This is a genomic window from Rummeliibacillus suwonensis (assembly GCF_007896435.1).
Taxonomy (GTDB): Bacteria; Bacillota; Bacilli; order Bacillales_A; family Planococcaceae; genus Rummeliibacillus; species Rummeliibacillus suwonensis.
Genome location: NZ_VCBL01000001.1, coordinates 662,044 through 678,096, shown reverse-complemented (window position 1 = coordinate 678,096; position 16,053 = coordinate 662,044). Strand labels below are relative to the sequence as shown.

Here is a 16,053-nt window from a genome sequence, read left to right as displayed (position 1 = left end):
AAACACACTATATATCTTTTGTCTTTCAACAATCGGTTCATCATCATAACTGGTTGACTTTACTACCTGTTAAAGTAGGATAAAAAGGCATATGCTTCTATTTTACCACGATATGAAGCGAAAAAAAGAGAAGTTAATCACTTTTAAAAACACTTTGTTTCAAGATTTAGGTTATAATTTGAATGATTTTATCAGGCAACCTGACCAAAAAATTTTTATTTTTGAACTGAAATATTGATTTAATATTTATATCGTCTATGTGCGATCATCCTGTACATTCATTTTCCGTTCTCTTCATTCCTTCCATTTTCATTAATCGCAAAAAAGATGTGATGAAATTTGTCATTCTTCATCACATCTTTTCTTTGGACCTACTATGGTGATATTCGATAAATTACTCAGTTAGAAATAAGCGACCTGAGTTAAGACTTCGCCGATTCATACTAACAGTTAAGAAAATGGACAGCTGCCCTTGCGAGGAAAATATTCTCCTCTGACAAAACCATGAGGCGGAGTATATTTCAACATGTCTTTCCCTAAAACGGCTTTAATGTTATTTTTTCAGGTTCACGGTATTGTAAGTAAACTGAAGAAATTCGTATAAAACTTTCCGTTGTATTGAAAAGTTGATTTGTTTTCAATAAATCCTTTTCTTCATTGGATAAGACGTCTTTGATCTCATCGTATTGTTCTCCCGGTCCACTATTTTTCCATGCAATGAATTGAACTGCTCGTCCTACATTTGTAAATGTGTTATTTCGGATCTTCGGATGAATAGCACCACTTGATAAAATCCCTCTTTTTTTAGGATTATTAATCGCAACATTTCGAATAGCATTATTTTCGATAATCGGTGTTTTCCAGTTCATCACTCGTATCGCATCATTTCGCATCGTATCAATCGTATTGCCGCGGATTATAACATTTGTATGAAGATGCCCACCAGAATATTTGTGAGTTCCGACCGCTCGATCTAAATTTCGAAATTCATTATTAATGATATTCAAACGATTGTTAGCCGTACAGTCAAAATTACTCCATTTTGAACTCCATCCTAAAGTGGTTTTATCTGGCGTATCAACATTAATCGCTTCTTTAATGTTTCGATCAGAAGGTTGAGAGTCGATAAATTTATTATTTTCAATCGTCACATCCTCTGATGCATCTATTTCAATAAAATGCCCAGCGTTCATATTACGAAATTCTATATTCGATATATGAACATTTTTGTTATGTCCCATAATAATGGCAAAACTGCTTAGCTTATAATTCAAATTGAAAACAACTTTCCCTTTGCCCACAAAACTTATATTTTTTTCACCACCATGACCACTTACGACTCGCTCCTTTTTGGATAAAGATGGTCGGATCAATTGAAAAATAGAGCTAGATGGGTTTATAACGGTTGTTCCCGTATCATCGCCTTTTTGAATCTCTGTACCATCTTCAAATACAAGTGATACGTTCGATGGTACATATAGAACATTTGATACGGTATATACGCCCTTTGTAAAAATAAGTTTGCCTCCACCCTGTTTTTCAAGTTGTTCCATATAAGAGCGCAAAGCATAATATTGCTTGGTTTGCGGAGTATATGACGCCCGTAAAAGGAATTCTTTATTAAGTGGAGATGATTCTGGAGTCACCTTATACTCTTTTTTTCCTAAATCATTCATATCCGTGATTTCAATTTTCTCAACAGGTTCTGCCGAATCATGCTCGATATGCATAAAATATTCTCGTAAGTCTTTTCCTTCATTTGATGCAAGTGCTTTTTTTGTTCCTAGCGTAACTGTATTGGAATTTGCTGCTTCGTTTAATCCAGTTTGCGCAGCTAACATGACTGCTATGTTCATTTTTACAAATTGGTTATGTTGAATAATCGGTTTATAAGTCCCCTTCACAAAGATCCCATAGTCTCCATTTACAGATTGAATCTTATTATTCTCGATTGTAGGCAACTTCCAATTTTTAGCTACAATCGCATATGACGTCGTATTTTTGATCGTATTGTCCAAAATTTTTACTTTTGAATGAAAAATATCGCCAGTAAATTGATTGGAACTAATGGCTTCGAAAACTTGATCGAATTTATTTTTTTCGATGACGATCTGTGAATTAGGGGTTTCATCATACATACTCCAATCAACTTTGTATGTGCCATACGAAAAGTCAGCTGCTTCAATGCTAATAGAGGGTTTGGATGTAGAATTTTCATTTGTAAATGTGTTATTTTGAATTTTGGCATTTTGAGTAGCTACCAATTGGATGAAATATCCATTATTAGCGTTTTTGAATTGTATATTTTTAATGGTCAAGTTTTGATTATGCCCTGTAATAATACCGTTTACATTTTTATTATTTTTTAAGTCAATAGTTGCCTTCCCTTTACTTATAATCTTAATATTTTTTGACCCCGAATAGCCATCATTCAGATCTCCATTCTTTTTAATATTGGGTGCTACAAGTTGAAACATGGACTTTGAAGCTTTTAATGAATTACCTGTTTCCATGCTTTTTTCTAGCTTTACGCCATCATTTAATTGTATTGTTATGTTTGAAGGTACATATAATGTGTTTGTAATCTTATAATTTCCTTTTTTTAGTATTAACTTTCCTCCACCATTCACTTCCAGCTTTTCAAGATAAGATCTTATCGTATAATAATTTTGGGTTTGGGATGAATAAGTTTTATACTTTTTCATCTTTTTATTTAATGGTGTTGTGCTGGGAGAAATCGTATAGGTCCACTGATTTGCAGAAGCAGTTAAGACATCATTTTTTAAATATAAAATACTAAACAAAATACTTAGGGCTATTATGTAGATGGATATCTTACCTATGTTCTTCACTGCTAAGTCACTCCTTCCTCGTTAAAATTATTTTGAACATGTTTCTACCGTTACTGCACATCCTAAAAAATTATCGTACAGTTCTTTTCCTACCCTTTGTGCTGCATGTGTGTATTATTATAAACAAAGTAAAATTTTTCAAAGTGCGATCTTACCGCTCATTTATGTGGGATAAGCTCTGGTTAAGTTAATATGAGCCATTATCTTCATCACGCCTTATATTGAATTGGCCATTTGAAATAACAGTAAAGCCGCATATTTTGAATAGTATTATCAGGCATGTTGATTATCCAATTTAATCCATGAAAATAGGGGAATTTGTTGATTTCCGCTACGGCTTGCTCGCTTTCCTGCGGGCGAATGCTGGGGGCAACAGGATGTTGGTCACGGAGTCGTTGCCACAGGACGTGGCGCCCTTAGACTCCGTTCCTTAATCGCTACGCTGCGGGGTCTCAACTATTCGCTTTTCCCGCGGGACGTTGAATTTTCTTCCTCGAATCACACCGCACGAAGGAAATGCTTGCATTTTCGAGGACTCGAGCAAGCCTCCGCTCCAATCTATATAAATGGTCTTGAAAATACAGAGTTTTTCAAAAACTATGTCAGACAGACACCACTAATTTTTGTCAAATCAACACGCGTGTAGTATTATTTCGAAAAATCACTACATTATGCAAGTTTTCATCCAGATTTTGATGATTTCTTATTGCGCTGTCTAATGATTTAAACGTATTATTTGCCATTGGGACATTGTTATTCGGTCACTTATCAAAATCCAACGTGGCAAAAATTTCTTTTCCATCGATCAGGCTTAAAGATCAATCATTATACATATAAATAAAGAACTAACTTATGTAAAATATTGATAAATTGAATCTAAATTATTTTAACTTTGAAATACGAACATTTAAAAAATCAGGCGTGTTGATTATCCAATTTTCTCCATGAAGATAGGGAGAATTCGTTGATTTTCGCTACGGCTTGCTCGCTTTCCTGCGGGCGAGCGCTGGGGGCAACAGGATGTTGGTCACGGAGTCGTTGCCACAGGACGTGGCGCCCTTAGACTCCGTTCCTTAATCGCTTCGCTGCAGGGTCTCAACTGTCTCGCTTTTCCCGCGGGACGTTGAATTTTCTTCCTCGAATCACACCGCACGAAGGAAATGCTTGCATTTTCGAGGAGTCGAGCAAGCCGTAGCTCCAATCTACATAAATGAAACGAAAAATACATGTTTTTTTAAGAATTATATCAAAAATATTTCCTAATTTCTGCCTAATCAACACGCCTGTTAAAAAATAATACCAACTCAACATCCAAACTTGCATATTTCACTACAGACGGATAAGGATGTCCCTATGTTTTTGGCTATATGATGTGAAAGTTCCAATCTTCCAGACCTTTAGGGTATAGCCTAAAAAGCCCTCATTTTTAAATTCATGAGGGCTTTTAATACTATATTAACAATTCCTTTACATTTTTAGAAGACTATTTGCTATTTTTTGTGCCTAATTCAACAATAGCATCCGCATAAATCGCTGCACCTTTTACTAAATTTTCGATGACTACATATTCGTCTGCTTGGTGAGCTAAATCAGGTTCGCCTGGGAATAGCATGCCGAATGCTACACCAGTTTTTAATTCACGAGCATAAGTACCGCCGCCAATAGATAGCAACTCTGCTTTTTCTCCTGTATTGCGTTCATATACTTTTGAAAGTTTTTGGATTAGTTCTTCTTGTGGATCCACATAATGTGGTTTAGAATCATCTACAACGTCAAGTGCAAAACCAAGCTTAGCTACAATGGTGCTTGCAGCAGTGATTTTTTCTTCGTATGGATACGAAACAGAATATCTCATACTTACATCGATTTGGCCGCCTTTACCTTCTTCAAATGAAACAACACCGGCATTTAATGTCGTGTCTCCTGAAATTTCATCTGTAAACGCTAATCCTAATGCGTGACCACGACTTTCGTTTGCAAAACCAGTCACTAAAAATTGAGTAAATTCTTTTGATTGTGGAGTTGTGAATACGGTATTCAAATACTGAGCTAGTTTGACAGCAGCATTGATGCCAGCATTTGGCTCCATTGCATGAGCAGAACGTCCTTTTATAGATAATTTAAAACCATCTGTGTTTTTTTCGATTGTCCCTTCTAATTCACTAATTTTTAAATAGCTATTAAAAGTTACTTCAAATTCTTCTGGTACATGACGAACGATCGCTTCCGCAAAATCTGGCACCATGTTGATACGATGACCTGCATGGAATGAAACCAATTGTTCGTTTTCTTGTGATCTTGCTTGCTGATGGAATGAAAGTTCAGCGATTCCCTTTTCTGCATTAATGATTGGGAAATCTGCATCTGGTGCAAAACCTAATGTTGGCATTTCTTCTTTTTCCACATAACGTTTGACGCAGCGGAAACCACTTTCTTCATCAGATCCAATAATCATGCGGACTCTACGGTCTAATTTTATGCCAGCATCTTTAACCATCTTCATAGCTAACCATGCAGCCATTGTTGGACCTTTGTCGTCAATAGAACCGCGACCGAATAATTTGCCATCTTCAATGACAGCACCAAATGGAGGATGTATCCAATCACTTCCAGCAGGAACCACATCCACATGGCAAAGGATACCGACTAGTTCTTCTCCTTCTCCCATTTCAATATAACCCACTATATTATCGATTAACTTCGTTTTTAGCCCTTGTTCTTTACCTTGCTGAAGCATCCAATCTAAAGCTTTTTTTGGTCCTTCACCAAAAGGTGCATCAGAAGACGCAGTGCTTTCATCTAGCACACTGTTAATTTGTACTAATTCTTTCAAGTTGCCGATTAATTCATCTTGGCGTCGTTGGGCTTGTTTCATCCAATCCATTCATATTTCCTCCTTACAAATAACCTCATGATTATTTTACACCCTTTTCTATTTTTCACATAGGAATAGCAAAAAGGCGTACGTTAAGTGTTTAGCATAGATATATCATTCGTATTTAAAAGGAAACCAAATATTACAATCATGAAAAATCAAACAAAAGTATGGAAAACTGAAAATACATTCGCTATAATGGAATTGTCAGATAATAAAGTCTGACAATTAAAATTGAAAAGGGGATGTCTAAGGCAAACTAAATTAGGAGCCTGAATACCTCACAATTATTTTCGTCCGCTAGTCTTGAGAAATAAGATGAAGGAGTGGTTCACCAATGAAACCAACCACTGATCGGATGCTCAATCGAATAAAAGATGTGTATATGTACATCCATAGTAAAGGTACTGTGACTACACAAGATTTAGTCGATGAATTCGGCATCACTCCTCGCACCATTCAAAGAGATTTGAATGTGTTAGCCTTTAACGATTTGGTAGAAAGTCCAAGTCGTGGCAAATGGACAACGACGCGTAAGAAAGTGAAAATGACATCTTAGAAAGATTCAACGAGTTGGATCTCACGCTTTTCGTTGAATGGACGGTCAACTCGCCATATGCTGGTGGCAAATTCGTCTAACATGTTACTATGCTAATTATTGAAATTTAAAAAAGAATGACCATGCTGCGTCGCTTGGTCATTCTTTTTGTATTTTATCCCGCATGAACAAATTGTATGCATGCTCCTGCTTCAAGACAAGACACCTATAAAATACAATGGATGAGTGTGAAATCTTGCCCGCATAACCCGATGAATCCAGCTAACGCAGCGGAGGTTGAAGAAACCTGCTGTGTGAAATTTCACTTTATAAAGATGGTTAGATTCCCTTACCCTTGAACTGGCGGACATGATTGAATTTTTTCAATCTCCTCCGCTGATAATTCTCGATACTGCCCAAGTTTTAAATGCTCGTCCAATTGTAGACTTCCCATTGATAAACGTTTTAAATAGATAACCTTTTTGTCAACCGCTTCAAACATTCTTTTCACTTGATGAAACTTTCCTTCTGAGATTTCCAACTCGATTTCAGAAATCGCACCAGCATTTAATATCTTTAATTTCCCCGGCTTCGTATGGTAGCCATCATCTAAAATGACACCGTGCTGAAATAATTCTACATCTTCTTCCATCACTCTGCCCTCAATTTTTGCATAATAGACTTTTGGAACATGTTTTTTGGGTGACAGTAAGTTATGTGCTAATCCCCCATCGTTGGTGATGAGTAACAAGCCCTCTGTATCTTTATCTAATCGCCCTACTGGGAACGGCTTGAAATGTGCATGAAACGGATTCAGTAGATCAATCACTGTTTGATCGTACAAATCTTCTGTAGCAGAAATAACGCCTGCTGGTTTGTTCATCATTAAGTAGATAAATTCTTGATAGAATACCCTCTCACCAAGAACTGTGACATTTTGTTCTTTTGGATCGACATGGAGTGATACATCTTTTACAACTGCTCCGTCTACAGACACAGCTTTCATTTTCAACAATTTTTTTACTTCTTTACGCGAACCATATCCCATATTGGATAATAATTTATCTAACCGCATTGTTCCCTCCTACAGACCAAACTTACCAACAATTTTAGTTATTTTCTCACCTAACAATTTTTGTGCGAGTCCAATTCGGAATGATAAGAAGGCGTATACAGCTACAGCGATACTAATGCATACGACTAGATACATTAGTGCCAGCATCTTAGTATGCGCAACGCCGAACAGAATAACTAATACTTTATGCGCCACAATAACAAATGCCGCCATAATAACTGTTAATGCCATAATTAGAATTGAACGTCTTATGACCAATCTGGATTTATAATTTAGTGCCTTTTTCAAAACAAGCATATTGATCGTAATCGAAATCAGATAGCCAATTGCTGTCGCTATAATGGCACCTTTTGTTTCAAATGTTTCGATCAAAGGAATATTAATGGCTAATTTCACCAAGATCCCTGTCAACAAACTAAAAACAATCCATTTTTGATAATCGATTCCTTGTAATAGAGCAGCTGTTACTTGGAAGAAAGCAAAAAGAATCGCTACAGGCGCGTAGAAAGCAAGGACACTAGAGCCCATTGCACTTTCTGAATAAAGTAAATGATAGATATCTGTAGATAATAAAGAAATCCCTATGACTGCTGGCAATGTTATAAATAATAAAACCTGATATGTCTTATCCATTGCATTGATCAATGCACTATGTTGGTTTTTAGTATAGTAATTAGTAATAGTTGGTACAAGTGCCATAGAAAAACCGGTTGCAAGCATCACCGGGATAATGACAATTTTTTGTGTTGTAAAATTTAACATACCAAGATAATCATCCGATACTTTAGCTAAGCCGATATTCGTCATAGCCGTATTAAACGTTAGCATGTCAACTAATTGGAATAGCGGATTGGCGATCCCCACAAACACATAAGGAATGGAATATGTGATGACCTCTCTATAAATACTTTTATAGGATAGCTGTCCTGACGATACACTATATTGTAACTTTAGATCAAACTCTGGCTTTAACTTTCGCCAATAATACCAAAGTGCGATCAAACCAGCTACGGCACCGATAAATGCCGAAAATACAGCAAATGAAACGGCTGTTTGCGCCTTCCCATCAAAAACACGCATCACAAGGTACGAACCGGTCAATAGAACGATAATACGGACAATTTGCTCTACCAGTTGAGAAATTGCTGTTGGCTCCATATGATCATAACCTTGGAAAAACCCACGAACTAAGCTCATAAACGGCACGACGATTAAAGCAAAGCTAACCCATCGAATAACGCCCGCGATCTGTGATACCGTAAAAACCTGTTCTTCATCTTTAATGACCAAATGAGCAATTGGATCTGCTAAAAGAAACAGTGCCAAAAATGATAAAAAGCCAGTAAGTGTCATAATCATTAAACCTGATTTTACAAGCTTTCTTCCTGACTCATAATCACCAAGACTGTTATATTTTGCTACAAACTTCGATACAGCAATCGGAGCACCCGAAATCGCTACCGATAGCATAATTGTATATGGAACATAGGCGTACGAATACAATGCCACGTTTTTTTGCCCAATGATGGCGTAAAACGGGAATATGTAAACGAGGCCAAGTACCTTTGATAAAAACATGCCAACCGTTAGTATGGCAGTGCCCTTCATTAAAGATGACATAATACCCTTCCAATCTATCCAAATCTCATAAACCTAAATTTTAGTTTACAACTCGTCATACAATTACTCAAATAGTTTCTGCACTTCGTGTATAATTAATTAAGATTCTTTTTAAAAATACTTTTGATAGAATCCATTTCATAATGCAGAATTCAGATAAAAATATACGAACATTTCTCCAATCTTTTTATTCGTTACGCACATAAGGTTGCTTCTTGCCCATTTTCTGCAAGAACCACCGCTACCCTCACTATGGGCAAAAATCGATATTATTATATGACAAAAATCAATTCAAAAAAGAAAGTGAGTTTCTATAGCATGTATGATGTAATCGTGATCGGTGGAGGTCCATCCGGTCTAATGGCGGCTATTGCTGCTGGTATAGAGAAAAAGAAAGTCCTTCTTCTCGAAAAGGGGCAAAAACTGGGACACAAATTAGCCATCTCTGGTGGTGGCAGGTGCAATGTCACCAATCGACTATCAACTGATGAAATCATTAAACATATCCCAGGAAATGGCCGCTTTTTATATAGTCCATTTACTGTTTACAACAATGAAGATATTATAGCTTTTTTTGAAGATCATGGCGTCGCATTAAAAGAAGAAGACCATGGTCGAATGTTCCCTGTTTCCAATCGTGCCCAAGATGTTGTGGACGCAATGCTGCGCGAGCTCAATCGTTTAAAAGTAGAAATTCGTCAAAATACGCCTGTCGCAAAACTATTAATGGACGATGACAAAGTTTTAGGTGTCCGCTTAAAGGATGGAAACGAAATCAAAACAAAGGCTGTCGTAGTTGCTGTAGGCGGAAAAGCTGTTCCTAAGACAGGGTCTACAGGTGATGGTTACCCTTGGGCAGAAAAAGCCGGTCATACTATTACGGAGCTGTTTCCGACCGAAGTCCCTCTACTTTCCAATGAGACGTTTATTCGCACCAAAGAGTTGCAGGGTTTAGCACTTAGAAATGCAAAAGTTTCAGTATTAAATAAAAAGGGGAAAATCATCATTACTCATCAAATGGACATGCTTTTTACACATTTTGGTTTAAGTGGTCCAGCTATTTTGCGTTGTAGCCAATTTGTTGTCAAAGAGATGAAGAAAAACGATGAAAATCCAGTAACCCTTCGTATTCAAGCATTAACTGAACATAATGCTGAATCTGCTTTTCAGCTTATTTTCAAATTAGCAAAAGCGGAGCCTAAAAAAACATTAAAAAACGTCTGGAAAGGACTTGTTCCAGAACGTTGGTTACTTTTTTTAATGACTAACTGTGATATAGCAGAATCGCTCACTGGTGCAGATCTTTCAGCCGATCAAGCGCGCCTGCTTGCAAATGATCTTGTTGGGTTTGAAATGACCGTTAATGGCACCCAACCACTTGAAAAAGCATTTGTTACGGGAGGCGGTGTATCGATCAAAGAAATCGAACCTAAAACAATGGCTTCTAAAAAGAAAGCAGGTCTATATTTCTGTGGGGAGATTTTAGATATCCATGGTTATACTGGGGGCTACAACATTACGTCTGCACTCGTTACAGGAAGAATCGCCGGAATGAGTGCAGCACAATATGTTGACGCAAAGTGATATTTTACGAAAAAGGCTTATCCGATTGATCTAACCAATTCCATAAAATACTTTTCAACTAGGCTGTAAAAATCTGCTCATTCTAATTTTAGGAATGAGCAGATTCTGTCGTGTCATGTTCGTATACAATTTTACCACCTAAGTGACCAGTAGTAGCTAAGGAGGCAATACCAGCTACACAAAGAATGACAATAATGATTGAAACGAGTCCGTCTTTTATTCGCTTGGGTCTCCATTTGAATAAAGTATGTTTAAAAACTAATTTAATAACAGCTACGATACTGAATAGGATTATTGAAACATCTGCAAAGAAAGCATGCATTTCTACCTGATCGTGTAAACTGTGACCCCAATTTTGAAAGGCAAATTTTTCTGCTCCTTCACCTGTTAAAAGTGCAACGAATCCTGAAATTACCCCAATAACGATTAATAAAGTGCCAAATCTGTTGAGTGTGTCTTTTTTCACAAAACAATTGACAATCTCAATGACAGCTCCTAATACCAATAAAGCAATCGGAAAATGAACAATGGATGGATGTAATGGCATATAAATCAATCTCCTTTCTTTTCTTATCATACTGATAAAAACTGAAAGGAGACTGAAATTTTAAGCAAATGCTTCCATTATATAATTGTAAATTTCTCTTTTTAAATACCGATCAAAAGCATTTAATTTTTCCCCTTTTTGGAGTTTATCCTTCAATTTGAAAATGAATTGTTGGTTTTCATGATCTTGAAGATCACTTTTAGCGAATCTGTCCAAAAAATGGATGAATTTCAATTGTGGGTTTTCCTGTAATTCTCTATTCAAAGGGATTCCTTGACCTTTTTCTAATTGAAAAGACCTTTTTTCATATGGGATAGCTGCTATATGACTGACTCCCTTTACAAAGCTTGGATCTCCTAGCAGTAACACACCTGCCTTTCCTACATGAATATCAAATAGGCCTGTTACTCTATCGCCGTTCTTAGCGATTAAAACGACCCGCTCTTCTCCATAGTCCACGACAGAATCAATAAAACTAGCTACAGTAGGATGGACATTTAGTTCTACCTCTACAGTCGTTTCATCATCATCCACTGTAAGCTCATCTTCATATTCGACTAATCTTAATATCCCTTTTTGAATAGGTATTTCTGTTTCCCTTATAAATGCTTTTGTTATTTCCATTACCAATCCGCTCCTATACCCTAGCTACTCGTAAATGAATAGATGGTGTTCTATCCTGTAATGGCATACGATTTGTTTTTTTATCTAGTATCCAATTCATAACATCCACTAGCTGATTGGGTGTATCCATTTCTATTTCTTGCTGAAAAACGTCAATAGCTTGTTCCCACTGTTTCATTTTTTCAGTATTTTTTAATATGGTCTTCAATTGGATTTCTAGTGGAATAGTTTGATCCATTTCAAATACCAATTGATGTTCTTTTAAATAAGTTAAATTGATCTTTTCTTGCCCTGGAAGATATGAATGGACGAAAATTGGCAGTCTTTTTCTTAAAGCTTCACTGATGGTCACACCACCTGGCTTTGTCATAATTGCATCTACCGCATCGTAAAGTTCATTCATTTTTTCTCGTGATGAAATATAAGGCAATGGCTTGATATTTTCTATTTGCCAAGAGGTTATTTCATCATAAAGCTTTTTGTTATTGCCACAGAGCACGATGAATTGGAATTGTTTTATTTTTTTCAACTCAGCAGATAGCTTCAATATTCCACCTAAACCACTATTTCCTCCAGCAATCAATATTTTAGGTTTTTCTGTATGAATATCTCGATGAGTGACTTTCATAATATTTTTATGGACAGGGATTCCCGTCACAATTATTTTTTCACTCGGAACATCATACATAGCGATTAAATTTTCTTTTACTTCACGACTTGGGACAAAGTGAAGATCTATGCCCTCCTTGGCCCAGACATTATTAACAAAAAAGTCTGTGTACGCGTTGATGACAGGAATATCACATTTTCCCATCGCTTTTAGTTTGCTTATAAGATAAGATGGAAAACCATGTGTACAAACGATCACATCAGGCTTTTCTTCTGTCATTAAGCTATGCATTTTCTTTACGAAAAATTTCTCATAAAACCTACTTAAGCCTTTTGATGGATTGGAAGAATAGAATCGCTTTTTATATACAAAATCATAAGATTCAGGAGCTAGCTTGATCCATTTTAAATAATTAGTAGAAATTATTTTTTCTAATGTTTGATTAGAATAGCTCATAATATCTATTTTCTTTAGTACGATATCTGCATTTTGAATTTTTAACATGTCCATTAGTGCGTCTGCAACTTGATGATGCCCTGATTGCATTTGTAAGAGTGGTAAGAATAGAATCTTTTTCACTTTTAAGAACTCCTTTTACAATCAATATTTTGTTTATGCTCGAATATTTATTTCATTTTTTCCTAATCAACACGCCTGATGTGATCGGCTTTGTATTTAACAATTTGACAATATCACAGTTTTTTCAATACCTTGTAGTTTTAATGTATTTTTAATTTAATTTTCAGGTTGTCTTTATAATCATTCAATAATAAGCTCCGCTACAAATGGAAGCTGTCATGGTAATGGTAGAAAAGAAAAGCTAGCATCGGATGTTTATTTCAAGGTCTTCACCCATTTTTAAAACAAATTTTTCCTTCAATTTCAAGTGCCGCTAAAAAAATGAAATAGGGTCTAATTAAAAAACGTAAGAATGGTAAGAAAGGTTCGCATTCCTACGTTTTTTATTTCAAATTTCGTTTATTTTTTGGCAACATTTTCTTCCATAAAAGTTGTATTAAAAACAAAACGAACAAGACTACTCCAAAATAAGGAACATATTTAGGATTGATGTAGATCACTTTTGCTGTATAATAGCCTGCCAAAATGAGCGGAATCGTCCAAATAATACTTCCTATTAGGGAAAAACAGAAAAAATAACGAAACGAAATATGAGCAATTCCTGCAAAATAAGGACTAATCTGACGTATTCCTGGCAAGTAATAACCAAATATTATCGCTTTATGAGCATTTCCTCTATATCTTTTCTCTATCGTTTTCCATTTTTCGCTTGTCAATCCAAAGTAATGACCGTATCGATTGACGAAAGGTTTTCCTAAATATTTTCCCAAAAAATAGGCTGTCAGCATCCCTAAAAAGGCTCCAAGCTCTGAATAGATGAGGGACTCCCCCATAGAAAGATGATGATGGCTGACTAAGATCCCTGTTAAAAACAATAAAGACTCTTCAGGAGCTGGAATCCCAACAATTCCAAAAAACAAGCAGATAAATAAAATAATATAGCCGTATGAATTTATATATTCTGTAATTGCGTCTATACTCATAAATCCCTCTCTAACTCTTTTAATGTAATAAAATGAATATTTCTCTGTTTACTTTCTTCAAGAAAAATCTCCAAATTCCGGATCATATATCCTGGTGCTTCTTCCTCTGCCCCTAAAGTATCACCATTGTCATGGAGTACAAAAATGGCTCCCTCTTTTGCATATACCTGTAGTTCCTCCAAAAGTCCATTTTTTGCTTTTGCTGCCTTCCAATCGCCAAAAATAGAGGTCCACATTATTTTGGTATATTTTTTACTGACCCATAATGTGAAAAGATTAAAATGTCCCCATGGAGGTCTGTAAAATGAAACTTTTTCACCCGTACACTCTGTTATTGCCTTTTCTGTCATTTCTAATTGTTTTTTTAATTGAGATGGCGACAAGATCCAGCTAGATATATGATCAAAACTATGAATGCCGATTGTATGACCTTCATCAGCCATACGTTTAATGATTTCAGGATATTTTTTTACATTACTACCTACAACGAAAAAAGTAGCTTTTATATGATATTTTTTCAATAAATCCAATAACTGTGGCGTGTATTTGGGATTGGGTCCATCATCAAAAGTTAAAGCCATTTCTTTCGTATGGATTCTTTTGACAATTCCCCATTCAAATACTCGAATCAGCACTGTCGGTACTGCCCCATAGCAAAGGAACAGTATGATAACAAGAGCGATTCCTATCAATACATATGACACTTTTCAAACAACCCTTTTCAATTTATATTGTGTAAATCGAACATTTTTCTGTGCAAACTAATCTTTCATGTATAGTTGAAAGCAATCACGCATGAAAGTTTATTTTGGCAAAAATAATGCTACTTCTGTCCCTTCTCCTTCCGTACTTTCTACTTTAATCTCTCCATCATGCTGTTTCATAATATTTTTAGCGATAGCTAAGCCAAGCCCTGTTCCACCGGTTTCTCTACTCCTTGCCTTATCTATCCGATAAAAACGTTCAAATATGTTTTCCATCTCACGGACAGGTATTCCTATACCATAGTCTTTTACTCGAATAACGGTATCATTTTCACGATTTTCTAAATATAGATCAATACGATCTTTACTATATTTGATGGCATTGTCCAAAAGGATAATGATCACTTGCTTCAATTTTAGTTCATCTGCTACGGCCAAGATCGGTCTTTCATCATAATGGAGTGTTATTTCTCTTTTATAGGCACTGTGTAACTGCTTAACAATGCTCTCACTTAATGTTACCAAATCAATGGTTGTTTTTTCCACCATATTTTCTAATTCTGTATTCGCTAAATCTAAAAACTTTTCTGTCATAACTTGTATTCTCGTGGCTTCTGAATAAATAACTTCTATCGCATCCAGTGCCACCGCTTCGTTTTGAATACCATGCCTTCGCAAAAAATCTATATAACTTTTAATGACAGTAATAGGTGTCTTTAACTCATGGGAAGCATCTGAAAGAAATTGCTGTTGCCTTTCGATATTATCATCTAAGCGATCAAGCATTCGATTAAAAGTTACAGCCATTTTCTGCAACTCATCTTTAGGTTGTCCATCAACGACCATTCGCTTCGTTACACCACTTTGTTCAATTTCCTCCATCGTATCAATCATATTAGATACAGGATGAATAAGGATATTTGCCAGCCATTTTCCACCTAAAAGAGAAATGATCGCACCAAATACAGTACAACCAATAAGAATGGAAAGTAAAACATCCTTTCCCAATTCTAATCCCACTAATCTTGCACCAATTTCTAGTGTTTCGATTACTTGCCCATTGGATTCGATGGGAATTCGGACAACAAGAATCTGCTCTTCCCCCTGTGCCGATCTGATTAAATATCTTTTGGATTTTGTTTGAGTGACAAATTTCCCTTTGATTTTATTAGCGATTTGTTTATTATTTGTTACTTGATGAATAATTTTGGATTTGTGATCAATGATTCTGATAAAAGATCCATTTGTTAAATACTTCAATAACTTTTCTTTTATCACTTCATTCGAATCTCCGTTGTTAATATCCTCTAAAATAGCATCTGCATTTTGAAGAACTATTTTCTTTTCTACGTTAACTGTTACATTCATAAAGGAGTAAAAAACAACAATATTTACAACAACCAATACGCAAATAATCCACGCTGTTGTAATTAAATTGATTTTAGTAGTAATTTTCATATAT

At 35.8% G+C, this 16,053-nt stretch carries 12 protein-coding genes; 2 read left to right on the top strand and 10 right to left on the bottom strand.

Going from position 1 to position 16,053, the window contains the following annotated elements:
• Positions 1 to 536 precede the first annotated feature (536 nt).
• Positions 537 to 2,852 carry a right-handed parallel beta-helix repeat-containing protein gene (locus tag FEU33_RS03165; protein WP_146547976.1) on the bottom strand — a complete coding sequence of 772 codons (2,316 nt, stop codon included), beginning with the start codon at positions 2,850 to 2,852 and terminating at the stop codon, positions 537 to 539.
• Positions 2,853 to 4,335: 1,483 nt separating this feature from the next.
• Positions 4,336 to 5,736 carry a dipeptidase PepV gene (pepV, locus tag FEU33_RS03160; RefSeq protein WP_146547975.1) on the bottom strand — a complete coding sequence of 467 codons (1,401 nt, stop codon included), beginning with the start codon at positions 5,734 to 5,736 and terminating at the stop codon, positions 4,336 to 4,338.
• A gap of 328 nt (positions 5,737 to 6,064) precedes the next feature.
• Here pepV and FEU33_RS03155 point away from each other — a divergent pair, with 328 nt between their 5' ends.
• On the top strand, positions 6,065 to 6,286 hold the full coding sequence (locus tag FEU33_RS03155) for a DeoR family transcriptional regulator (RefSeq protein WP_119415054.1): 222 nt from the start codon (positions 6,065 to 6,067) through the stop codon (positions 6,284 to 6,286).
• Positions 6,287 to 6,614: 328 nt separating this feature from the next.
• On the opposite strand, the gene FEU33_RS03150 is transcribed toward FEU33_RS03155, so the two are convergent.
• Positions 6,615 to 7,340 carry a pseudouridine synthase gene (locus tag FEU33_RS03150; RefSeq protein ID WP_146547974.1) on the bottom strand — a complete coding sequence of 242 codons (726 nt, stop codon included), beginning with the start codon at positions 7,338 to 7,340 and terminating at the stop codon, positions 6,615 to 6,617.
• Between the two features lie 9 nt (positions 7,341 to 7,349).
• Positions 7,350 to 8,960, bottom strand: coding sequence for a putative polysaccharide biosynthesis protein (locus tag FEU33_RS03145; protein WP_146547973.1), 1,611 nt, complete (start codon positions 8,958 to 8,960; stop codon positions 7,350 to 7,352).
• Between the two features lie 318 nt (positions 8,961 to 9,278).
• On the opposite strand from FEU33_RS03145, the gene FEU33_RS03140 reads away from it, so the two are divergent.
• Positions 9,279 to 10,544 (top strand): BaiN/RdsA family NAD(P)/FAD-dependent oxidoreductase, encoded by a 1,266-nt coding sequence (locus tag FEU33_RS03140; RefSeq protein ID WP_146547972.1) that lies wholly within the window; start codon positions 9,279 to 9,281, stop codon positions 10,542 to 10,544.
• A gap of 88 nt (positions 10,545 to 10,632) precedes the next feature.
• On the opposite strand, the gene FEU33_RS03135 is transcribed toward FEU33_RS03140, so the two are convergent.
• The 6 genes from FEU33_RS03135 to FEU33_RS03110 all read right to left on the bottom strand — a co-directional run bounded on the left by FEU33_RS03135 (position 10,633) and on the right by FEU33_RS03110 (position 16,049).
• Positions 10,633 to 11,091 (bottom strand): DUF2231 domain-containing protein, encoded by a 459-nt coding sequence (locus FEU33_RS03135; protein ID WP_146547971.1) that lies wholly within the window; start codon positions 11,089 to 11,091, stop codon positions 10,633 to 10,635.
• A gap of 60 nt (positions 11,092 to 11,151) precedes the next feature.
• Positions 11,152 to 11,715: a hypothetical protein gene (locus FEU33_RS03130; RefSeq protein WP_146547970.1), complete on the bottom strand. Its 564-nt coding sequence runs from the start codon at positions 11,713 to 11,715 to the stop codon at positions 11,152 to 11,154.
• A 13-nt stretch (positions 11,716 to 11,728) separates the two neighbouring features.
• Positions 11,729 to 12,904, bottom strand: coding sequence for an MGDG synthase family glycosyltransferase (locus FEU33_RS03125; RefSeq protein ID WP_146547969.1), 1,176 nt, complete (start codon positions 12,902 to 12,904; stop codon positions 11,729 to 11,731).
• Positions 12,905 to 13,287: 383 nt separating this feature from the next.
• Complete coding sequence (locus FEU33_RS03120; RefSeq protein ID WP_146547968.1) at positions 13,288 to 13,887, bottom strand: DedA family protein; 600 nt, start codon at positions 13,885 to 13,887, stop codon at positions 13,288 to 13,290.
• Positions 13,884 to 14,591: a polysaccharide deacetylase family protein gene (locus FEU33_RS03115; RefSeq protein ID WP_244950970.1), complete on the bottom strand. Its 708-nt coding sequence runs from the start codon at positions 14,589 to 14,591 to the stop codon at positions 13,884 to 13,886. The genes FEU33_RS03120 and FEU33_RS03115 overlap by 4 nt, the downstream gene beginning before the upstream one ends.
• Before the next feature lie 99 nt (positions 14,592 to 14,690).
• A complete protein-coding gene (locus FEU33_RS03110; RefSeq protein WP_146547967.1) occupies positions 14,691 to 16,049 on the bottom strand; it encodes a sensor histidine kinase in 1,359 nt (452 codons plus the stop codon).
• Between the last annotated feature and the right edge of the window lie 4 nt (positions 16,050 to 16,053).